A 20,354-nucleotide genomic window follows, 5' to 3' on the forward strand; every position below is an offset into this window, starting at 1 on the left:
GCTATAATCTGCCGCTTTACTCTTTACCAAGACCTTATCAAAGACAACGCCAGACCATGACTGAGTCCGTTCTTGACTACATGACCCGCTTGGGTCGCGCTGCCCGCGAAGCTTCCCGCGTGATCGGCCGTGCCAGCACCGCGCAGAAAAACCGCGCCCTGCAGGCCGCCGCCAATGCGCTGGACGCTGCCCGCGCCGAGCTGACGGCGGCCAATGAGCTGGATCTGGCCGCCGGTCGCGCCAATGGTCTGGAGCCGGCCCTCCTTGAACGTCTGGCGCTGACCCCGGCGCGTATCGACGGCATGATCGTCGGCCTGCGCCAGGTGGCGGCCCTGCCGGACCCGGTCGGCGCGATCCGCGACATGAGTTTCCGTCCGTCCGGTATTCAGGTCGGCAAGATGCGCGTGCCACTGGGCGTGATCGGAATCATCTACGAGTCGCGACCGAACGTGACCATCGATGCCGCCAGCCTGTGCCTGAAGTCCGGCAACGCGACCATCTTGCGTGGCGGTTCCGAGGCCATTCATTCCAATCGAGCCATCGCCGCCTGCATCCAGCGCGGCCTGGCCGAGGCTGATCTGCCCGCCGCTGTGGTGCAAGTGGTCGAAACCACGGACCGCGCTGCCGTCGGTGCGTTGATCACCATGCCTGAATACGTCGATGTCATCGTTCCCCGTGGCGGCCGTGGCCTGATCGAGCGCGTCAGCCGTGATGCCCGCGTACCGGTGATCAAGCACCTGGACGGTATCTGCCACGTTTACGTGAGTGAACACGCCGACCTGGCCAAGGCCCAGCGCATCGCGTTCAACGCCAAAACTTACCGTTATGGCATCTGCGGTGCCATGGAAACGCTGCTGGTGGATCAAACCGTCGCCAGGGATTTCCTGCCAGCGATGGCCGCCCAGTTCCGCGAAAAAGGCGTCGAGCTGCGCGGTTGCGAGCGTACCCGGGCGATCATCGATGCCTTGCCGGCCACCGAGGAAGACTGGAGCACCGAGTACCTGGCGCCGATTCTGTCGATCCGCGTGGTCGACGGCCTGGAACAGGCCATCGAGCACATCAACCGTTACGGCTCTCACCATACCGATTCGATTGTCAGCGAACACCAGGGCGACACCCGGCGTTTCGTGGCTGAAGTCGACTCGTCGTCGGTGATGATCAACACCCCGACATGCTTCGCCGATGGCTTCGAATACGGATTGGGTGCCGAGATCGGCATTTCTACTGATAAGCTGCACGCCCGTGGCCCGGTGGGCCTCGAAGGACTGACCTGCGAGAAGTACATCGTGGTCGGCGACGGGCAACTGCGCGGACAGGAGTCGGTCTGACTTGGGCGACTTCGACCCGTCAGCCCCGGTCACCGTCAGCGAGCCAGCGCCTCGCCGCATTGGCGTGCTGGGCGGAACGTTCGACCCGGTGCACATCGGCCATTTGCGCGGTGCACTGGAAGTCGCCGAAACCCTGGCACTCGATGAGCTGCGCCTGACACCCAGTGCCAGGCCGCCCCATCGGGACAAGCCGCAGGTGTCGGCAAAAGACCGTCTGGCGATGGTCGAGTGCGCGGTGGCCGGTGTGGCGCCGTTGGTGGTGGACGCCCGCGAATTGCAGCGGGACAAGCCGTCCTACACCATTGATACCCTGGAACTGATGCGCGCCGAACTGGCCGTATCCGACCAGGTTTTTCTGCTTTTGGGCTGGGACGCTTTTTGCGGCCTGCCCACTTGGCACCGCTGGGAAGAGTTGCTCCAGCATTGCCATATCCTGGTGTTGCAACGCCCGGATGCCGACAGCGAACCGCCGGATGCCTTGCGCAACCTGCTGGCAGCGCGCTCGGTGAGCGACCCGCTGGCCCTCAAAGGGCCGAGCGGACAGATTGCATTCGTCTGGCAGACACCGCTCGCGGTATCCGCCACCCAGATCCGTCAACTGCTGGCCAGCGGTAAGTCGGTACGTTTCCTGGTGCCCGACGCGGTCCTGGCCTACATCGATGCGCACGGACTCTACCGTGCGTCGAACTGAATAGGAGTGCCTCAAGGCACGTGGCAACAACGTGTATTGAAGCGCCCGAACAAACGAGCAAAACGAGTTTTATATGACGAGCAACAACGAAAGCAAAGTAAAACGCAAAGGCACATTCAAGAGTGCCCCGCTGCCGGAAAAGGTCCTCGCCGCCGAGCCGCCGAAGGGCGATGAGCTGGTCAAGATCGCCGTAGCCGCCCTGGAAGACGTCAAGGCCCAGGACGTGCTGGTGATCGATGTTCGCGACAAGCAGAGCATCACTGACTACATGATCATCGCCACCGGTACCTCCAACCGCCAGATCGGCGCGATGCTGGACAAGGTCCGCGAGGCCGTCAAAGCCCTGGGCATCAAGCCGCTGGGTGAAGAAGGCAAGGGCGACAGCGACTGGGTGCTGTTGGACATGGACGACGTGATCGTCCACATGATGACTTCCAACGCCCGTCAGTTCTACGACCTGGAGCGTCTGTGGAAAGGTGCCGAGCAGAGCCGTGCGGCCGATGGCAAGCACCACAGCCCTGAAGTTGGTCACGAGCACTTCAACAAGCTCAACAAAGACCAGGAATAAGGGACCGCTGTGCGACTGCGACTGATCGCCGTCGGTTCACGCATGCCCAAGTGGGTGGAAGAAGGCTGGCATGAATATGCCAAGCGTCTTCCGTCCGAACTGGCGCTGGAACTGGTGGAAATACCGCTCAATACCCGTGGCAAGAATGCCGACGTGGCCCGCTTCATCCGTCAGGAAGGCGAAGCCATGCTGGCCAAGGTCGGGCCGAACGAGCGCGTTGTCACCCTCGAAGTCCATGGCAAGCCCTGGAGCACCGAGCAACTGGCGGTCGAGCTCGATCGCTGGCGGCTGGACTCGCGCACCGTCAACTTCATGGTCGGCGGCCCCGAAGGGCTGGCGCCGGAAGTCTGTGCCCGGGCTGACCAGCGCTGGTCGTTGTCGCCGCTGACCTTGCCGCACCCGCTGGTGCGGATTCTGATCGGCGAACAGTTGTACCGTGCCTGGACCGTGCTGTCCGGTCACCCTTACCACAAGTAGTTCTGCCCTCATGTCCCAGCCGATCCGCATCAAGGACCACGAAAAAGACGCCCGTCTGGTGCGTGGCCGCGTCGTGTTCGGGGCCATTGCAGTGGTGGCGCTGATCGGCGTGCTGATTGCGCGCCTGTATTTCCTGCAGGTGATCCAGTACGAGTACCACTCGACCCTGTCGGAAAACAACCGCGTCCATGTGCAGCCGATTCCGCCGACCCGCGGCTTGATCTTCGACCGCAATGGCGTGGTGATCGCCGATAACCGGCCCAGCTTCAGCCTGAGCATGACCCGCGAGCGTTCCGGCGACTGGCAGCAGGTGCTCGACGTGATCGTCGAAGTGCTGGAACTGACGCCCGAGGATCGGGTGATCTTCGAGAAGCGCATGCGTCAGGGGCGCCGGCCGTTCGAGCCGGTGCCGATCCTGTTCGAGCTGACCGAAGAGCAGATCGCCCGGATTGCCGTGAACCAGTTTCGCCTGCCAGGCGTGGAAGTGGTCGCGCAACTGGTTCGTCACTACCCGCAAGGCGCGCACTTTGCGCACTCGGTGGGTTACATGGGGCGGATCAACGAGAAAGAACTCAAGTCGCTGGACCCGGTCAACTACAGCGGCACCCACCACATCGGCAAAACCGGCATTGAGCGCTTCTACGAGCCCGAGCTGCACGGCCAGGTGGGTTACGAGGAAGTCGAGACCAACGCCCGGGGCCGCGTACTGCGCGTGCTCAAGCGTACCGATCCGATTCCCGGCAAGGACATCGTCCTGAGCCTGGACATCAAATTGCAGGAAGCCGCCGAAGCTGCGCTCGGTGGTCGTCGTGGTGCGGTGGTCGCGCTGGACCCGAAAACCGGCGAAGTGCTGGCGATGGTCAGCCAGCCGAGTTTCGACCCGAACCTGTTCGTCACCGGCATCAGCTTCAAGGCCTATTCCGAGCTGCGCGACTCCATCGACCGGCCGCTGTTCAACCGCGTGCTGCGTGGCCTGTACCCGCCGGGCTCGACCATCAAGCCCGCGGTGGCGATTGCCGGTCTGGATGCCGGCGTGGTGACGGCGTCGACCCGAGTGTTCGACCCCGGTTACTACATGCTGCCCAACTACGATCACAAATACCGTAACTGGAACCGTACTGGCGACGGCTTTGTCGACCTTGACACAGCGATCATGCGTTCCAACGACACCTACTTCTATGATCTGGCGCACAAGCTGGGGATCGATCGGTTGTCGGCGTACATGACCAAGTTCGGCATTGGCCAGAAAGTGTCCCTGGACATGTTCGAAGAATCGCCGGGGTTGATGCCGTCCCGCGAATGGAAGCGCGCAACCCGTCGCCAGGCATGGTTCCCCGGCGAGACGCTGATTCTGGGGATCGGCCAGGGCTATATGCAGTCGACTCCGTTGCAGTTGGCACAGGCCACCGCGCTGGTGGCCAACAAAGGCATCTGGAATCGTCCGCACCTGGCCAAGACCATCGAGGGTGTGAAGCCGGTGGATGAGAATCCGATGCCGGACATCATCCTGCGCGACCCGTCGGACTGGACCAAGGTCAACCACGGCATGCAGCAGGTTATGCATGGTGCCCGTGGTACGGCGCGCAAAGCCTCGATCGGCGCGCAATACCGAATCGCCGGCAAGTCGGGTACGGCCCAGGTGGTCGCGATCAAACAGGGTGAGAAGTATGACCGTTCCAAGGTTCAGGAGCGCCATCGCGACCACGCCTTGTTCGTCGGCTTCGCGCCGGCCGACGATCCGAAAATCGTGGTGTCGGTGATGGTCGAGAACGGCGAGTCCGGTTCCGGTGTCGCTGCGCCAGTGGTGCGTCAAGTCATGGATGCCTGGCTCCTGGACCAGGACGGTCGGTTGAAGCCCGAATACGCCAGCCCTATCAGTGCAGAGGCTACCGCCCGTGATGAATAACTTCGATCGCATGCTCTCCAGTGAGGATGTGATGCGTCGCCGTGCGACGCTGCTGCAACGCCTGCACATCGACGGGCCGCTGCTGATCCTGCTGCTGACCCTCGCCGCCGGCAGCCTGTTCGTGCTGTATTCGGCCAGTGGCAAGAGTTGGGATCTGCTGGGCAAGCAGGCCACTTCGTTCGGCATCGGCCTGGTGTCGATGATCGTCATCGCCCAGTTCGAGCCGCGCTTCATGGCGCGCTGGGTGCCGCTGGGCTACGTGGTCGGGGTGATGCTGTTGCTGGTGGTGGACATCATGGGCCACAACGCCATGGGCGCTACCCGCTGGATCAACATTCCCGGGGTGATCCGCTTCCAGCCCTCGGAATTCATGAAGATCCTGATGCCGGCGACGATTGCCTGGTATTTGTCCAAGCGCACCTTGCCGCCCCAGCTCAAGCACGTGGGCGTCAGTCTGATGCTGATCGGCGTGCCGTTCATTCTGATCGTGCGGCAACCGGACCTCGGCACTTCGCTGCTGATCCTGGCCGGCGGCGCTTTCGTGCTGTTCATGGGTGGCTTGCGCTGGCGCTGGATCCTCAGCGTGCTGGCTGCCGCCGTTCCCGTGGCGGTTGCCATGTGGTTCTTCATCATGCACGACTACCAGAAGCAGCGAATCCTGACGTTCCTCGACCCGGAGAGCGATCCGCTCGGTACGGGCTGGAACATCATCCAGTCCAAGGCCGCCATCGGCTCCGGTGGTGTGTTCGGCAAAGGGTGGTTGCTGGGCACCCAGTCGCACCTGGACTTCCTGCCGGAAAGCCATACCGACTTCATCATTGCCGTACTGGGTGAAGAGTTCGGCTTGGTGGGGATCTGCGCGCTACTACTGATCTACCTGCTGTTGATTGGCCGCGGCCTGGTGATTACTGCCCAGGCGCAGACATTGTTCGGCAAGTTGCTCGCGGGCAGCCTGACCATGACGTTTTTTGTTTATGTTTTCGTCAACATCGGTATGGTCAGTGGCCTGTTGCCGGTGGTGGGGGTGCCGTTGCCGTTCATTAGCTACGGAGGAACTTCGCTGGTGACGCTGCTGTCAGCGTTTGGGGTTTTGATGTCGATCCATACCCATCGCAAGTGGATCGCGCAGGTTTGAATAAGGTGAAATTTTCAATGCAAGTAATGCGTGGCTGGGCGACTCGATTTGCGCCATGGGTCGGCCTGGTAAGCATCCTTGGCAGCGTGCAGGAAGCGTTGGCCGGCGACTACGAAGGCTCACCCCAGGTGGCCGAATTCGTCGGTGAAATGACCCGCGACTACGGTTTCGCCGGTGAACAATTGATGGGCGTGTTCCGCGAAGCCGAGCGCAAGCAGTCGATTCTGGACGCCATCTCGAAACCCGCCGAACGGGTCAAGCAGTGGAGCGAGTATCGCCCGATGTTCATCACCGATGCGCGCATAGCCCGTGGGGTGGACTTCTGGCGTCAGCACGAAGCGGTGTTGGCCCGTGCCGAGCAGGAATACGGCGTGCCGGCCCAGGTGATTGTCTCGATCATCGGCGTTGAAACCTTTTTCGGCCGTAATACCGGAAATTTCCGGGTGATCGATGCCTTGTCGACCCTGGGTTTCGACTATCCTCCCCGTGCCGAGTTTTTCCGCAAGGAATTGCGTGAGTTCCTGCTGCTGGCCCGCGAAGAGCAGGTCGATCCGTTGACGCTCAAAGGCTCCTACGCTGGCGCAATGGGCTTGCCGCAATTCATGCCGAGCAGTTTTCGCGCCTATGCGGTGGATTTCGACGGTGATGGCCATATCAACATCTGGACCAACCCGGACGATGCCATCGGCAGTGTAGCCAGTTACTTCAAGCGTCATGGCTGGGTCGCCGGCGAACCGGTGGTCAGCCGCGCCGATGTCCGTGGCGATCAGGTTGACGAAGGTTTGACCGCAGGCATCGAACCGACGAAAACCGTCGGGGAGTTGCGAGCCCTGGGGTGGTCAAGTCATGATGCGCTGCGCGATGATATGCCGGTTACTGCTTTCCGCCTGGAAGGCGACAATGGCCCCGAGTACTGGATGGGCCTGAAGAATTTTTACGCGATCACGCGTTATAACCGCAGCGTGATGTACGCCATGGCCGTACATCAACTGTCTGAACAGCTGGTCCAAGCACGGGGCGTCAAGTAATGCGGGCATTGCCTATCAATAAACCCCTGAAGCTGATGGCATGCGCCGCGCTGGCAGTGCTGGTCGCCAGTTGTTCGACCAGCCGCGCGCCGGCCCAGAAGCCCACCACCGCCGTGCGCACGACGCCGGGGCTGGACATCAACCGCGCCCACAAGGATGGCGCGCCATGGTGGGACGTCGATGTGTCGCGTATCCCGGACGCCACGCCGACCCTGCACACCGGCCCGTACAAGGCCAACCCGTACACCGTGCTGGGGAAGACCTACTTCCCGCTGCAAGAATCCAAGACCTACGTGCAGTCGGGTACGGCGTCCTGGTACGGCACCAAGTTCCACGGTCAGAACACCGCCAACGGCGAAGTGTATGACCTGTACGGCATGAGTGCCGCGCACAAGACATTGCCACTGCCGAGTTACGTCCGGGTGACCAACCTGGACAACAACAAGAGCGTGATCCTGCGAGTCAACGACCGCGGTCCGTTCTACTCGGACCGGATCATCGACTTGTCCTACGCTGCCGCGAAGAAACTCGGTTACGCCGAAACCGGTACGGCGCGGGTCAAGGTCGAAGGCATCGATCCACAGGCGTATTGGGCGGCCAAAGGCCGTCCGGCACCATTAATGCTCAACGAACCGAAAGTCGCGCAGAATAGCGCCCCGGTGATCACGGCTTCGGCCGGCACCGTCGAGCAGTGGACACCTCCACCGCAGCAACACGCCGCTGCGGTAGTACCGGTTCAGCTCGATGCAAAAAAAAACGCTTCTGTACCAGCCTCTGGCCAGTATCTGCAGGTGGGCGCGTTCGCCAACCCGGACGCTGCAGAGCTCCTGAGATCCAAGCTCAGCGGGATGGTGAGCGCTCCGGTGTTCATCAGCTCGATCGTGCGCAATCAGCAAACCCTGCATCGGGTTCGCCTGGGCCCGATCGGATCGCCGGGTGAAATCCAGCAGGTGCAGAACAGTGTGCGCCTGGCCAACCTTGGTTCGCCAAGTGTGGTCGCGGAATAAGCAACACGTAGAACTTGATTGACGATTCACCAGCGGTTGGGGGGTGAATCAGGTTGTTGGCTCGTTGAAGAACAAAAGCCCGGCAAGGGTTACAGAGTGAGCAACTGAACACGCGATGACTCGTTAGAAAGTCATCTGATTAGTTTTGCCCTTGGGCAGTTTCCATTAGCGATTTCGAGAGACGGATGAACATCACCACCTTTGCCAAACGCCTGTTCCTGTTAGTCCCGCTGCTTCTCTCACCCGCCGCTTTTGCGGTCGAGATGATGCCTTCGCCACCACAATTGGCTGCCAAGGCCTATGTGCTCATGGATGCCAGCAGCGGCAACGTGCTGGTCGAAAACAACGGTGACCAGCGACTGCCACCGGCCAGCCTGACCAAGCTGATGACCGCGTACATTGCGACCCTGGAAATCCGTCGTGGCCAGATCGGTGAAAACGACCCGGTGACCGTCAGCGAAAACGCCTGGCGCACCGGTGGTTCGCGGATGTTCATCAAGGTGGGTTCGCAAGTCACCGTCAGCGACCTGCTGCACGGCATCATTATCCAGTCGGGCAACGACGCCAGCGTCGCGCTCTCCGAGCACATCGCCGGCAGCGAAGACGCCTTCGCCGACATGATGAACAAAACCGTTGGCGACCTGGGCATGACCAACAGCCACTTCATGAACCCGACCGGTCTGCCGAATCCTGAGCACTATTCGTCGGCTCACGACATGGCTGTGCTGGCCCGCGCGATCATCCACGAAGACCCGGCTCATTACGCGATCTACTCGCAGAAAGAGTTCTTCTGGAACGGCATCAAGCAACCCAACCGTAACCTGCTGCTGTGGCGCGACAAGACTGTCGACGGTCTGAAGACCGGTCACACCGACGAAGCCGGCTACTGCATGGTGTCCTCGGCCGTACGTGACGGCATGCGCCTGATCGCCGTGGTGTTCGGCACCAACAGCGAAGTGGCCCGTGCCGCCGAAACCCAGAAGCTGCTGACCTACGGTTTCCGTTTCTTCGAAACCCAGACTTTCTACCAGAAGGGTACCGAACTCGCCCAGGCTCCGGTCTGGAAAGGCGCCACCAACCAGGTCAAGGCCGGTCTGGCTGAAGACCTGACCATGACCCTGCCAAAAGGCCAGCTGAAAAAGCTCGCCGCCAGCATGACCATGAACCCGCAATTGGTTGCGCCAATCGCCAAGGGCGACGTGATCGGTAAAGTCGAAGTCAAGCTGGAAGACAAGGTGGTGCACAGCGCCGACCTGATCGCTCTGGATGGCGTCGAAGAGGGTGGTATCTTCCGTCGCATGTGGGATAGCATCCGTCTATTCTTCTACGGCTTGTTCAACTGATAGTGTGCTCCTGCAAGGCCCCGTGCTGATCCGGCGCGGGGCTTTGCCGTCGCCACGGCTTACGCTTACGAGGCCGTTACGCCATGACCGATACCGAAGTAAAGGCGCCAAAGATCGAATTCCCTGCCACTGATTATCCAGTCAAGGTGATCAGCGACACCGGCGTGGGCAACAAGGACAAGATCATCGACATCGTCCGCAAGCACGCCAAGATCAACGATGAGCGTGTTGACGAGCGCCAGAGCAGCAACGGCAAATACACCACCATTCAGTTGCACATCGTCGCGACCGACCAGGATCAGCTGTACAACATCAACAGCGAACTGCGGGCTACCGGTTTCGTGCACATGGTGCTGTGATGTCCGGCACGCTGGGCTTTCGCGAGCTCGGCCAGATGGCTTACGAGCCGGTCTGGCATGCCATGCAACGCTTTACCAACGAACGCGGCACCGATGTGGCCGACGAGGTCTGGCTGGTGGAACACCCGGCGGTGTTCACCCAGGGCCAGGCCGGCAAGGCCGAACACCTGCTGCTTCCCGGTGACATTCCGGTGGTGCAGGTCGACCGTGGGGGGCAGGTGACCTACCACGGCCCCGGCCAGTTGGTGGCTTATCTGTTGCTGGACGTACGCAGGCTCGGGTTTGGCGTGCGCGATCTGGTCAGCCGGATGGAGCAATGCCTGATCGAGCTGCTGGCCAGTTACGGTGTCACCGCCGCGGCCAAGCCCGACGCACCGGGTGTCTACGTCGACGGGGCGAAAATCGCCTCCCTGGGTCTGCGGATCCGCCATGGCTGTTCCTTTCATGGCCTGGCCTTGAACGTGGACATGAACCTGGAACCGTTTCGACGGATTAATCCCTGCGGCTACGCCGGGCTGGCGATGACCCAGCTGAGCGATCACGCAGGATCGATTGAATTTGCCGAGGTAAGTGCCCGGCTGCGCGCGCAGCTCGTCAAACACCTCGACTATGCTGAGCAGACGACCCTCACGGGCGGAATCGACTGATATGACTACTGATGCAGTGCAAACCATGATCCCGACGCTCGATGTCACCGAGCGCCCGGCCCCGCGTCCCAAGGTTGAAGCCGGCGTCAAGCTGCGCGGCGCCGAAAAGGTTGCACGCATCCCGGTGAAGATCATTCCGACCACCGAACTGCCGAAGAAGCCGGACTGGATTCGTGTGCGCATCCCGGTTTCGCCGGAAGTCGACCGCATCAAGGCCCTGCTGCGCAAACACAAGCTGCACAGCGTGTGCGAAGAAGCGTCCTGCCCGAACCTGGGCGAGTGCTTCTCGGGCGGCACCGCGACCTTCATGATCATGGGTGACATCTGCACCCGTCGTTGCCCGTTCTGCGACGTCGGCCACGGCCGTCCGAAGCCACTGGACGTCAACGAACCGGAAAGCCTGGCCATCGCCATTGCCGACCTGCGCCTGAAGTACGTGGTGATCACCTCGGTGGACCGCGACGACCTGCGCGACGGTGGCGCCCAGCACTTTGCCGACTGCATCCGCGAAATCCGCAAGCTGTCGCCGAACGTGCAGCTCGAAACCCTGGTTCCGGACTACCGTGGCCGCATGGATATCGCCCTGGAAATCACTGCCGCCGAGCCGCCGGATGTGTTCAACCACAACCTGGAAACCGTGCCGCGCCTGTACAAGGCTGCGCGCCCGGGTTCGGACTACCAGTGGTCGCTGACCCTGCTGCAACGCTTCAAGCAGATGATGCCGCACATTCCGACCAAATCCGGGTTGATGCTGGGCCTGGGCGAGACCGACGAAGAAGTCATCGAAGTCATGAAGCGCATGCGCGAACACGACATCGACATGCTGACCCTGGGCCAGTACCTGCAACCGTCCCGCAGCCACTTGCCGGTGCAACGCTTCGTGCACCCGGACACCTTCGCCTGGTTCGCCGAGGAAGGCTACAAGATGGGCTTCAAGAACGTTGCCTCGGGTCCGTTGGTACGCTCCTCGTATCACGCCGACGAGCAGGCCAAGCTGGTCAAGGCCGAGCTGATGTCGTCCTGATCTGCGCACGGAAATGAAAAACGCCCGCACGGTATTAAGCCTTGCGGGCGTTTTTTTGCCTGGCCTACGGCACTGGCCGCTTTTTCCTGCAACCTGCGGGGCGACTGACCCTCTTCAGTTTGTCCCCGTTCCTGACTACTGTGTGCTGACGTGTTCACACAGGGAGATTCACGAATGACCGCTCGACCAACCCACACCCTTTGCCCTCATGCTCCCGTCCCCGCACTGCCGTCGGAAGGCATGATCGGCGTTATCGCACCCGCCGGTCCCGCGACGCTGGACACCGACAAGGCGGTGCAATGGATGTGTGCCCGAGGTTACTCACTGAAAGTGTTTCCCGGGGTCTACGAAAAAGACGGCTACCTGGCCGGCAGCGACGACGTAAGGCTCAATGACCTGCACGCTGCGTTCGCGGATCGTGAAGTCGATGCCATCATCTGCCTGCGCGGAGGTTACGGCACGCCCCGGCTGCTTGATCGCATCGATTTCCAATTGCTGCGCGACAATGCCAAGCCATTCATCGGCTACAGCGACATCACTGCCGTGCATTTGGCGATCAGTCGTTATGCCGGCTTCGTGACATTTCATGGTCCGCTGCTCAACGCCGACCTGCTGGGTGGCAAGCAAATACCAACGGAGTCTTCCTTTTTCAACATGCTGCGCGGGCAGGTGAGGGCGGGCTCGGTGCTGGCGCATCCGGTGGCCTACCCGCTGACCACGATCGAGCCGGGCGTGGCTCATGGGCGCTTGCTCGGAGGTAATCTGGCCATGATCGCCGCGACCATGGGCACGCCCTACGAGATTGATGCCGAGGGTGTCATTCTGTTGATCGAGGACATCAACGAGCCGCTGTATCGCATCGACCGGTTGCTGACCCATCTGCGGCTGGCGGGCACGCTGCACAAGCTGCGCGGCGTGTTGGTCGGGGATGTGGCGGGGGTGGAGGTGGCCGCGCTGGACAGGTTGCTCAAGCAGACCTTCGCGCCATTGAAGATTCCGGTGTTGTCCGGGTGGCGAAGCGGGCATTGCGACCCGAACCTGACGCTGCCCATGGGGGCGTTGGTCAGGCTGGATGCGGGGAATCAGGAATTGATGTTGGAGCAGGATGTGGTAATCCGGTAGGGCGCGAACATCTGGAAAAGATCGCAGCCTGCGGCAGCTCCTACAGGTGAACGCTATCCCCTGTAGGAGCTGTCGCAGGCTGCGATCTTTTGCTTTTAGCGGTTACGCAACCCTTCCAGCAACTTGTGCGTCGGATACCCATCCGCTGGCCAGCCAAACGACTGCTGGGCGCTGCGGATCGCCTTGCGGGTGTTGGCGCCGATGATCCCGTCGGCGGTGCCGGCATCATAGTTTTGCGCGCTCAGCAGGTTTTGCAGCTCGATCCGCTCGGTGCGGCTCAGCGGCAAGTCATCTTTGGGCCATGTGCCACTGATCAAGCCCGCACCATTGAAGCGTTCGGACAACAGGCTCACCCCCAGGGCGTAGGACGACGAGTTGTTGTACTTGAGGATCGCCCGGAAGTTATCGAGCACCAGAAACGCCGGGCCACGGTAACCGGCCGGCAGCAGCAGGGCGGCGGACAATTGCTCGGAGCCGGCCGGGACCTGGCCACCGTTGGGCAGGGTAATGCCCAGTTGCCGCCATTCAGCGACGCTCTTGCGAATCGTGCCGTCGGCCAGCAGGTAGTTGAACCCGCTCGGCAGCTGGACTTCAAAGCCCCATGGCTGACCTCTCTGCCAGCCAGAACTCTGCAGATAGTGCGCGGTAGACGCCAGGGCATCGGCCGAGCTGCTCCAGATATCGCGACGCCCGTCACCATCGAAGTCCACGGCATGGGTGTTGTAGGTGGTCGGGATGAACTGGGTCTGGCCCATGGCGCCGGCCCAGGATCCCAGCATCTTCTCGGGCTCGATATCGCCTTGTTGCAGGATTTGCAGGGCGGCAATCAATTGCGCATGGGCGAAACCGGGGCGACGGCCTTCGTAGGCCAGGGTCGCCAGTGAGTTGATCACCGACTTGTTGCCCTGAAACTGGCCAAAGTTGCTTTCCATGCCCCACACAGCCACCAGCGCCTGACGATCAACGCCATAACGCTGCTCGATGCTTTGCAGGATGTCGGCGTACTGGTTGACCAGCGACTGGCCTTTGCGTACCCGCAGCGGCGACAGGGCGCCATCGAGGTATTCCCACACCGGTTTTGCGAATTCCGGTTGGCTGCGGTCGGCACGAATCACACTGGGGTCGAAGCTGACATTGGCGAAAGCGCGGTCAAACAGGTCGGCGCGAATACCCGCCGCCAGGGCATCCTTGCGGAAACCTGCCTGCCATTCGGCAAAGGTCTGGGTTGGCTGGATGTCGAGGTTCTCACCCGTCGGAACTACAGGCGGAACAACCGCCGGGGCGGTGGCGACAGGAAGCGTCTGAAGCGGCTGAGCATCGGCTGCGGTCGGTTTTTCCGCACAGGCGACAAGCAAAACAAGGCTGGAGGCAGCGATCAATTGGCGTAGGTGCCAACGATGGGGAAGACAAAAGGGCATGCACGGGTCCAGGGAGTACGAATCAGGTACAGACCTTAACATGTTGAAGGGGTGTTCTGCTTTACGCAGCCAGAAAGTAAGAAGCCTCCCAGTTGTCAGACTGGAAGGCTTCGCGGCGGTAACTGCCTTTGCCCTTGGCGGGACGTTCCTGGCGGCTGCGGAACAATGGCTGGGCGATGATGGATTTGGCCTTGTTGGGGCCATGCTTCGATGGCTTTTTGCTCATGATCGGGTCTCACGGGTAGGTGGGTTTTGCGGGGGAAATAATCTGCCGAAGTCGGGGTTCTGTCTATAGGGCAGAGGGCGGTGGGTTTTGTGGGAAGAAAGATCAATAGATCGCAGCCTGCGGCAGCTCCTACAGGGGATTGCGTTCACCTGTAGGAGCTGCCGCAGGCTGCGATCTTTTGAATTATTCGGCGGGTAACGACAATCTCTGCCCGGCCATCAACAACGTCAACCGGCTCAAGCTCATCCACGGCGAACCCGCCGCCTGGCCCTTGATCTGCGCGTCGATGCGTTGCGCTTCCAGCAGCAGTTGCGCCCAGCGTTGTGCCGAGTAGCGTTGCAGGGCTTTGCTCATCAACGGTTTGCGTTTGTCCCAGACCGGCGGTTTGGCCTGGCTGAAGGCCTTGTCCAGTGGTGTCCCCTGGCTGTATTGCAGGGAAATATTGGCCAGCAGACGAAGCTCCCGGGCCAGGGCCCAGAGAATCACCGGCGGCTCGACGCCTTCGCCGCGCAAGCCTTCGAGCATGCGCAACGCATGGGCCGCTTCACCATTGAGCACTGCATCGGTCAGGCCAAACACGTCGAAGCGCGCACTGTCGGCCACCGCCGCCTGCACGGTTTCAACGGTGATCTGACCCCCTTCGGCCATCAGTTTGAGCTTTTCGATTTCCTGGGCGGCTGCCAGCAGGTTGCCCTCGACCCGTGCTGCGATCAGCTCAACAGCGTCCTGGCTGGCGGACAGCCCGGCCTGGGACAGGCGTTGGCGGATCCAGCTGGGCAACTGGGCAACATCGACTGGCCAGATCTGCACGAACTGGGTCTGCTGTCCTTCAACCAGCGCTTTGCCCCACTTGGTTTTCTGGGCGCTGCCATCGAGTTTCGGCAAGCTGATCAGGAGCACGGTGTCGTCGGCCGGGCGCGAGCAATACTCTATAAACGCGGCGGCACCTTTGTCGCCGGGTTTGCCGGAAGGCAGGCGCAGTTCCAGCAGGCGCTTTTCGGCGAACAACGACATGCTGGCACCGGCTTGCAGCAAGGTCCCCCAGTCGAAATTGGCGTCGGCGGCAAATACCTGGCGTTCATCGAATCCCTGCTGACGGGCGGCAGTGCGGATGGCGTCGGCCGCTTCCTGGCACAGCAGCGGATCATCGCCGCTGATGATGTAGACGGGCGCAAGGGCGCCTTGCAGGTGTTTGGCGAGTTGGGCGGGGGCGAGCTTCATAAGAGAGGGCGAACGGGGCGCCTGAGCGCCCCGTAAGTCTTACTGCTGCGGCAGTTCGACAGGCGACTGGCGCGGGGTTTCCGCTTCAGCCTTTCGTGCCGCTTCCAGTGCCGCGGCGTCAGCCTTGGCCTTGGCTTCGGCAGTCTGCTGCAAATGGTCCAGTTGGCCTGGAGTCAGTTGTTGCAGACGCAGCATCATGCGTTGAACCATCTCCCGGCGGCCTTCTGCACGGGCTGTTGCGGCTTCCTGGTCGGACCCCACCAGGTTGCTGCCGTCGTGCATATAGACTTTCTGCACTTCAAGCTTGTCGCTCAGCAATGGCAGGCCACCGCGACCACGGATGTCGTAGCTCAGCACGGTGGTGAGCTGGTACTCGCCGGTACTACTGGCGCCTGCGTAGCTGAGGATGCGCTGGCTTTCCTGCTCATTGGTCAGCACCAGCTTGTACGGTGCGCCGGTATAGACCTTGACGCCGCTGCCGACCAGTACCTGACGCAACTGGGTCACGGTTTCGCCATAAGCGTTACGGGCGCTCAGGTCGAGCTCCTTGATCGCCAGTTCGTTGGTACCGGTGCCACGCAGCTGGAAACCGCAGGCGCTCAGCAAAACCGCGAGGCCCATCACCAGCAGATTGCGTTTGATCATCTTGTTGCTCCCCTTGAAACCATGTGGGCCGATCAAGCGGCCCGAAAGGTTTTACTCGGCGCCAGGCTACCTGGCGCCTGATCCAATTAGCTGGCGACGATATTGACCAGTTTCCCGGGCACTACGATCACTTTACGAATGGTCAGACCGTCGACGAAGCGCAGGACGTTCTCGTTGGCACGGGCGGCGGCTTCGACTTCTTCACGGCTGGCACTGGCCGGCATTTCGATGTGACCACGCAGCTTGCCGTTGACCTGAATCACCAGTTGCAGACTGTCCTGCACCAAAGCGCTGTCATCCACCACCGGCCAACCAGCGTCGATCACAGGATCAGCGTGGCCCAGTCGATGCCACAGCTCGTGGCTGATGTGCGGCGTGATCGGGGCGAGCAGCAGGGTCACGGTTTCCAGGCCTTCCTGAACCAGCGCGCGATCCTGTTCTGTGCCTTGTGCGGCTTTTTCCAGCACGTTCATCAGCGTCATCACCTGGGCGATGGCGGTGTTGAATTTGTGGCTCTGGCCGACGTCCTGGCTGGCCTGCTTGATGGCCAGGTGGATCGAGCGACGAACGGCTTTCTGCTCGTCATTCAGGCCGGCGACGTCCAGTTTGCCCGGCAGGCCCTGAGTGACGTGCGCTTGAGCCAGACGCCAGACGCGCTTGAGGAATCGGTGCGAGCCCTCTACGCCGGAGTCGGACCATTCCGCGCTCATGTCAGGTGGCGAGGCGAACATCATGAACAGGCGGCAGGTGTCTGCACCGAACTGGTCAATCATCGACTGTGGGTCGACGCCGTTGTTCTTCGACTTGGCCATCTTCTCGGTGCCGCCGATTTCCACCGGCAGGCCGTCAGCTTTCAACTTGGCGCTGATGACCTTGGCCTTGCTGTCACGCTCGAGCTCGACGTCCGCCGGGTTGAACCAGGTGTAGGCGCCATTGGCTTCGCGGCGATAGTAAGTCTCGGCGATCACCATGCCCTGGGTCAGCAGGTTCTTGAACGGCTCGTTGGAACTCACCAGACCTTCGTCGCGCATCAGCTTGTGGAAGAAGCGCGCGTACAGCAGGTGGAGAATCGCGTGTTCGATACCGCCGATGTACTGATCCACCGGCAGCCAGTGGTCGGCCGCCGATTTTTCCACCAGGCCGCCTTCAAAGTGTGGCGAGGCGTAGCGGGCGTAGTACCACGAGGACTCGACGAAGGTGTCCATGGTGTCGGTTTCACGCTTGGCCGGCGCGCCGCATTTAGGGCAACTGCACTCGTAGAACTCGGGCATGCGCGCCAGTGGCGAACCGGCGCCATCCGGCACCACGTCTTCCGGCAGCACGACCGGCAGTTGATCTTCCGGTACCGGCACGTCACCGCAGGTGGTGCAGTGGATGATCGGAATCGGGCAGCCCCAGTAGCGCTGACGGCTGATGCCCCAGTCGCGGAGGCGGAACTGGGTACGCGAGGCGCCCAGTTCTTTCTTGATCAGCGCGACTTCGATGGCGTCGAAGGCGCCCGCGAAGTCGAGGCCGTCGAATTCGCCGGAATTGATCAGCGTGCCGTGCTCGCCATAGGCGTCTTGCCATGGCGCGGGGTTGGTGTCACCGGAACTGGTGCGCACGACCGATTTGACCGGCAGGTTGTATTTGTGGGCGAATTCGAAATCGCGCTCGTCATGGGCCGGAACTGCCATCACCGCGCCGTCGCCGTAATGCATCAGCACATAGTTGGCGACCCAGACCGGCAGCTTTTCGCCGGTCAGCGGGTGTTCGACGAACAGGCCGGTCGGCAGGCCTTTTTTCTCCTGGGTGGCGACGTCGGCTTCGGCCACGCTGCCGCCCTTGCATTCAGCGATGAACGCTTGCAGCTCGGGATTGTTTTGTGCAGCCAGGGTGGCCAGGTGGTGTTCGGCGGCCACGGCGACATAAGTCGCTCCCATTAAAGTGTCCGGACGGGTGGTGAAGACTTTCAGTGCACCGGTTTCGCCGATGGAGTCGACGTTGTATGGGAACTGCACTTCCATGCCGCGGGATTTGCCGATCCAGTTGCGCTGCATGGTCTTGACCTGTTCAGGCCAGCCAGTCAGTTCGTCGAGGCTCTCCAGCAGTTCATCTGCGTAGGCGGTGATCTTGAAGTAGTACATCGGGATTTCGCGCTTCTCGATCAGCGCGCCGGAACGCCAGCCGCGACCGTCGATCACCTGCTCGTTGGCCAGGACGGTCTGGTCGACCGGGTCCCAGTTCACGGTGCCGCTTTTCTTGTAGATCACACCTTTTTCGAACAGGCGGGTGAACAGCCATTGTTCCCAGCGGTAGTAATCGGGCTTGCAGGTGGTCACTTCGCGCGACCAGTCCACCGCCAGGCCCAGGCTGCGCAGCTGGCTTTTCATGTAGGCGATGTTTTCGTAGGTCCACTTGGCGGGCGCCACGTTGTTCTTCATCGCGGCGTTTTCCGCCGGCATGCCGAAGGCGTCCCAACCCATCGGTTGCAGAACGTTCTTGCCCTGCATGCGCTGGTAGCGGGAGATCACGTCGCCGATGGTGTAGTTGCGCACGTGCCCCATGTGTAGCTTGCCGCTGGGGTAAGGGAACATCGACAGGCAGTAGTAAGTCTCCTTGCCTGGCTGTTCACTGACTTCAAAGGACTTTTGCTCGTCCCAGAACGACTGGGCGGCGGCTTCGATTTCACGGGGCTGATATTGTTCGTGCATGGCTACTTTTGAACTGAATAGGGGTGGCCTAATCCTCTTCAATGCAACGCTGGACGTTGAAGCCGCCATATTGGCGTTTTCGGTGTCCAGCCGAGCTGGAAGTGGAGTTACAGGAAGCGCCGTAGCATACATGACCGCGCTCTACCGAGGGAAACCCTGATTGCTGCCACACGTCCTGCGAAAACCGCTGCGAGGGCCGTTGGTCGCGGCGTTCAGCCGGTTTGTTCATGGAAGCTAAGCTCTAACTGGGGAGTAGGTCTTATCTTCCAATGAGGTGAGGGATGGTTGAGTCACAGCAAAAAGCTACAAAACCGGAGCTATACGAAAGGCTGATTGATCGTTTGGCCTTGGCCCTGGAAGCGGCAAGGACCGCTGGCCGGTTGCGCGACGAACGCCCTCTGGAGCTGGAACTGCGAGGTCTGAGCCCCGCAGAGTTTGCACTGGTCAAGGCGTATCTGGATCGCAGTGAACGTGAGACGCACGGATGCTTGTCAGAAGCGGTAAAGCAACTCGACGCACCACGTTCAGCCAAGATCATCTGGCTCAAGGACAAGGTTCCCGGCAGAGACGCGGTAAAGGTCCGGTCTTTGCAGTTCAAATAGGACACGGTGCCATGCTCCATGAGTTTTTGAAGCATAGTCCTTCCATATTGATTGTCGCATTGCGCCAACCCACTTAGGCTTCGGGCATCTCCAGGAGATGCTCGATGCCGTTCCGTTATTTCGTAAAACAACTTCTATTGCCGCCCGGCATTCTATTGCTGCTGCTTTTGCTTGCCTGGTGGTTGCGCCGCTCAAGGCCGAGGCTTGCCAGTGCGTGCTTTGCTCTGGGCCTGGGCGGTTTCTGGCTGATGAGCCTTCCGGTGGTTGTGCAGTGGAGTGCCAGTCTGCTCGAGCGGGAGCCGCCGCTTGCCCGCAGTGAGTGGGCAGTCCTGGGGCAGCGTGCGGACGCGATCGTGGTCCTTGGCGCGGGGCGTGAGCGCGGTGACGTGGCCTGGGGCGCCGACCAGCCCACGGGCGTCGGTCTGGAGCGCCAGCGCTTTGCCGCGCGGCTGGCCAAGGCTTCCGGATTACCGGTACTGACCAGCGGCGGCCTGCATTACGGCACACCGCCCAGCGAGGCGCAGATGATGGCTGACGCCTTGCGTGACGATTTTGGCTTGAGCGTGCGCTGGCAGGAAGGGCGCAGCCGCACGACCTGGGAAAATGCGCAGTTCAGCGCCGAGGTGTTGCTTCCCCAGGGCATCAAGCGTGTGGTGCTCGTGACTCAGGCCTGGCATATGCCACGGGCGGCCTGGAGTTTTCGCAAGGCCGGTTTTGAGGTGGTGCCGGCGCCGGTAGGGTTTCTGGGCGGCGATAACGCGCGGCCGCTGGGCGGCTGGATGCCGGAGTTCAAGGCGATCTGGCAGAACGGGCAGTTGATGAACGAGGCGGTGGGGCAGGTCGGTTATTCGTTGTTTTATCGATGAAGATCTAAAGATCGCAGCCTGCGGCAGCTCCTACAGGGGATTGCATTC

20 protein-coding genes are annotated in these 20,354 nt (G+C 61.3%); 15 read left to right on the plus strand and 5 right to left on the minus strand.

The genetic code is table 11. From position 1 onward, the window contains the following. Positions 1-56: 56 nt before the first annotated feature. From AC3WJW_RS16710 to AC3WJW_RS16770, 13 genes are all read left to right on the plus strand, one after another. Positions 57-1,328, plus strand: a complete 1,272-nt coding sequence (locus tag AC3WJW_RS16710) for a glutamate-5-semialdehyde dehydrogenase (RefSeq protein WP_493726726.1) — start codon at positions 57-59, stop codon at positions 1,326-1,328. A gap of 1 nt (position 1,329) precedes the next feature. Next, a complete protein-coding gene (gene nadD, locus AC3WJW_RS16715) occupies positions 1,330-2,019 on the plus strand; it encodes a nicotinate-nucleotide adenylyltransferase (protein WP_007975898.1) in 690 nt (229 codons plus the stop codon). Positions 2,020-2,092: 73 nt separating this feature from the next. After that, on the plus strand, positions 2,093-2,587 hold the full coding sequence (gene rsfS / locus AC3WJW_RS16720; protein WP_007975896.1) for a ribosome silencing factor: 495 nt from the start codon (positions 2,093-2,095) through the stop codon (positions 2,585-2,587). Between the two features lie 9 nt (positions 2,588-2,596). Beyond that, on the plus strand, positions 2,597-3,064 hold the full coding sequence (gene rlmH / locus AC3WJW_RS16725; protein WP_007937439.1) for a 23S rRNA (pseudouridine(1915)-N(3))-methyltransferase RlmH: 468 nt from the start codon (positions 2,597-2,599) through the stop codon (positions 3,062-3,064). 10 nt (positions 3,065-3,074) lie between these two features. After that, complete coding sequence (gene mrdA, locus AC3WJW_RS16730; protein WP_095965720.1) at positions 3,075-4,970, plus strand: penicillin-binding protein 2; 1,896 nt, start codon at positions 3,075-3,077, stop codon at positions 4,968-4,970. Positions 4,971-5,001: 31 nt separating this feature from the next. Then, a complete protein-coding gene (rodA, locus tag AC3WJW_RS16735; protein ID WP_102700961.1) occupies positions 5,002-6,105 on the plus strand; it encodes a rod shape-determining protein RodA in 1,104 nt (367 codons plus the stop codon). Positions 6,106-6,122: 17 nt separating this feature from the next. Beyond that, on the plus strand, positions 6,123-7,133 hold the full coding sequence (gene mltB / locus AC3WJW_RS16740; protein WP_104451328.1) for a lytic murein transglycosylase B: 1,011 nt from the start codon (positions 6,123-6,125) through the stop codon (positions 7,131-7,133). Further along, complete coding sequence (locus tag AC3WJW_RS16745; RefSeq protein WP_493726727.1) at positions 7,133-8,140, plus strand: septal ring lytic transglycosylase RlpA family protein; 1,008 nt, start codon at positions 7,133-7,135, stop codon at positions 8,138-8,140. Before mltB ends, AC3WJW_RS16745 begins: the two co-directional genes overlap by 1 nt. A gap of 185 nt (positions 8,141-8,325) precedes the next feature. Next, positions 8,326-9,483: a D-alanyl-D-alanine carboxypeptidase family protein gene (locus tag AC3WJW_RS16750; RefSeq protein ID WP_493726728.1), complete on the plus strand. Its 1,158-nt coding sequence runs from the start codon at positions 8,326-8,328 to the stop codon at positions 9,481-9,483. Between the two features lie 83 nt (positions 9,484-9,566). Further along, the gene (locus tag AC3WJW_RS16755) at positions 9,567-9,842 is read left to right on the plus strand and encodes a DUF493 domain-containing protein (RefSeq protein ID WP_056855803.1); all 276 of its coding nucleotides are present in this window, start codon (positions 9,567-9,569) and stop codon (positions 9,840-9,842) included. Beyond that, on the plus strand, positions 9,842-10,489 hold the full coding sequence (gene lipB, locus AC3WJW_RS16760) for a lipoyl(octanoyl) transferase LipB (protein WP_007975880.1): 648 nt from the start codon (positions 9,842-9,844) through the stop codon (positions 10,487-10,489). The genes AC3WJW_RS16755 and lipB overlap by 1 nt, the downstream gene beginning before the upstream one ends. A gap of 25 nt (positions 10,490-10,514) precedes the next feature. Beyond that, positions 10,515-11,513, plus strand: coding sequence for a lipoyl synthase (gene lipA / locus AC3WJW_RS16765; RefSeq protein WP_162130289.1), 999 nt, complete (start codon positions 10,515-10,517; stop codon positions 11,511-11,513). A gap of 174 nt (positions 11,514-11,687) precedes the next feature. Beyond that, a complete protein-coding gene (locus AC3WJW_RS16770; RefSeq protein ID WP_493726729.1) occupies positions 11,688-12,635 on the plus strand; it encodes a S66 peptidase family protein in 948 nt (315 codons plus the stop codon). A gap of 95 nt (positions 12,636-12,730) precedes the next feature. On the opposite strand, the gene AC3WJW_RS16775 is transcribed toward AC3WJW_RS16770, so the two are convergent. The 5 genes from AC3WJW_RS16775 to leuS all read right to left on the minus strand — a co-directional run bounded on the left by AC3WJW_RS16775 (position 12,731) and on the right by leuS (position 18,838). Continuing rightward, a complete protein-coding gene (locus AC3WJW_RS16775; RefSeq protein ID WP_493726730.1) occupies positions 12,731-14,053 on the minus strand; it encodes a lytic murein transglycosylase in 1,323 nt (440 codons plus the stop codon). Positions 14,054-14,114: 61 nt separating this feature from the next. Then, the gene (arfA, locus tag AC3WJW_RS16780; RefSeq protein WP_007975872.1) at positions 14,115-14,279 is read right to left on the minus strand and encodes an alternative ribosome rescue factor ArfA; all 165 of its coding nucleotides are present in this window, start codon (positions 14,277-14,279) and stop codon (positions 14,115-14,117) included. Positions 14,280-14,462: 183 nt separating this feature from the next. Further along, positions 14,463-15,500 (minus strand): DNA polymerase III subunit delta, encoded by a 1,038-nt coding sequence (gene holA / locus AC3WJW_RS16785; RefSeq protein ID WP_493726731.1) that lies wholly within the window; start codon positions 15,498-15,500, stop codon positions 14,463-14,465. Between the two features lie 39 nt (positions 15,501-15,539). Next, positions 15,540-16,145, minus strand: a complete 606-nt coding sequence (locus AC3WJW_RS16790; protein ID WP_493726732.1) for an LPS-assembly lipoprotein LptE — start codon at positions 16,143-16,145, stop codon at positions 15,540-15,542. Positions 16,146-16,231: 86 nt separating this feature from the next. Continuing rightward, positions 16,232-18,838, minus strand: a complete 2,607-nt coding sequence (leuS, locus tag AC3WJW_RS16795; protein ID WP_493726733.1) for a leucine--tRNA ligase — start codon at positions 18,836-18,838, stop codon at positions 16,232-16,234. 281 nt (positions 18,839-19,119) lie between these two features. Between leuS and AC3WJW_RS16800 the strand changes: the two genes are divergently transcribed. After that, a complete protein-coding gene (locus AC3WJW_RS16800; protein ID WP_015096967.1) occupies positions 19,120-19,440 on the plus strand; it encodes a hypothetical protein in 321 nt (106 codons plus the stop codon). Between the two features lie 104 nt (positions 19,441-19,544). Beyond that, positions 19,545-20,306, plus strand: a complete 762-nt coding sequence (locus AC3WJW_RS16805) for a YdcF family protein (RefSeq protein WP_493726734.1) — start codon at positions 19,545-19,547, stop codon at positions 20,304-20,306. Positions 20,307-20,354 lie beyond the last annotated feature (48 nt).

Source organism: Pseudomonas sp. GW821-FHT07G06, assembly GCF_058986625.1.

Coding starts and splice junctions, on each gene's coding strand:
- AC3WJW_RS16710 (WP_493726726.1), top strand. CDS start 57: ATGACTGAGTCCGTTCTTGACTACATGACCCGCTTGGGTCGCGCTGCC.
- rsfS (WP_007975896.1), top strand. CDS start 2,093: ATGACGAGCAACAACGAAAGCAAAGTAAAACGCAAAGGCACATTCAAG.
- mrdA (WP_095965720.1), top strand. CDS start 3,075: ATGTCCCAGCCGATCCGCATCAAGGACCACGAAAAAGACGCCCGTCTG.
- rodA (WP_102700961.1), top strand. CDS start 5,002: ATGCGTCGCCGTGCGACGCTGCTGCAACGCCTGCACATCGACGGGCCG.
- mltB (WP_104451328.1), top strand. CDS start 6,123: ATGCAAGTAATGCGTGGCTGGGCGACTCGATTTGCGCCATGGGTCGGC.
- AC3WJW_RS16745 (WP_493726727.1), top strand. CDS start 7,133: ATGCGGGCATTGCCTATCAATAAACCCCTGAAGCTGATGGCATGCGCC.
- AC3WJW_RS16750 (WP_493726728.1), top strand. CDS start 8,326: ATGAACATCACCACCTTTGCCAAACGCCTGTTCCTGTTAGTCCCGCTG.
- AC3WJW_RS16755 (WP_056855803.1), top strand. CDS start 9,567: ATGACCGATACCGAAGTAAAGGCGCCAAAGATCGAATTCCCTGCCACT.
- lipB (WP_007975880.1), top strand. CDS start 9,842: ATGTCCGGCACGCTGGGCTTTCGCGAGCTCGGCCAGATGGCTTACGAG.
- lipA (WP_162130289.1), top strand. CDS start 10,515: ATGATCCCGACGCTCGATGTCACCGAGCGCCCGGCCCCGCGTCCCAAG.
- AC3WJW_RS16770 (WP_493726729.1), top strand. CDS start 11,688: ATGACCGCTCGACCAACCCACACCCTTTGCCCTCATGCTCCCGTCCCC.
- AC3WJW_RS16775 (WP_493726730.1), bottom strand. CDS start 14,053: ATGCCCTTTTGTCTTCCCCATCGTTGGCACCTACGCCAATTGATCGCT.
- arfA (WP_007975872.1), bottom strand. CDS start 14,279: ATGAGCAAAAAGCCATCGAAGCATGGCCCCAACAAGGCCAAATCCATC.
- holA (WP_493726731.1), bottom strand. CDS start 15,500: ATGAAGCTCGCCCCCGCCCAACTCGCCAAACACCTGCAAGGCGCCCTT.
- AC3WJW_RS16790 (WP_493726732.1), bottom strand. CDS start 16,145: ATGATCAAACGCAATCTGCTGGTGATGGGCCTCGCGGTTTTGCTGAGC.
- leuS (WP_493726733.1), bottom strand. CDS start 18,838: ATGCACGAACAATATCAGCCCCGTGAAATCGAAGCCGCCGCCCAGTCG.
- AC3WJW_RS16800 (WP_015096967.1), top strand. CDS start 19,120: ATGGTTGAGTCACAGCAAAAAGCTACAAAACCGGAGCTATACGAAAGG.
- AC3WJW_RS16805 (WP_493726734.1), top strand. CDS start 19,545: ATGCCGTTCCGTTATTTCGTAAAACAACTTCTATTGCCGCCCGGCATT.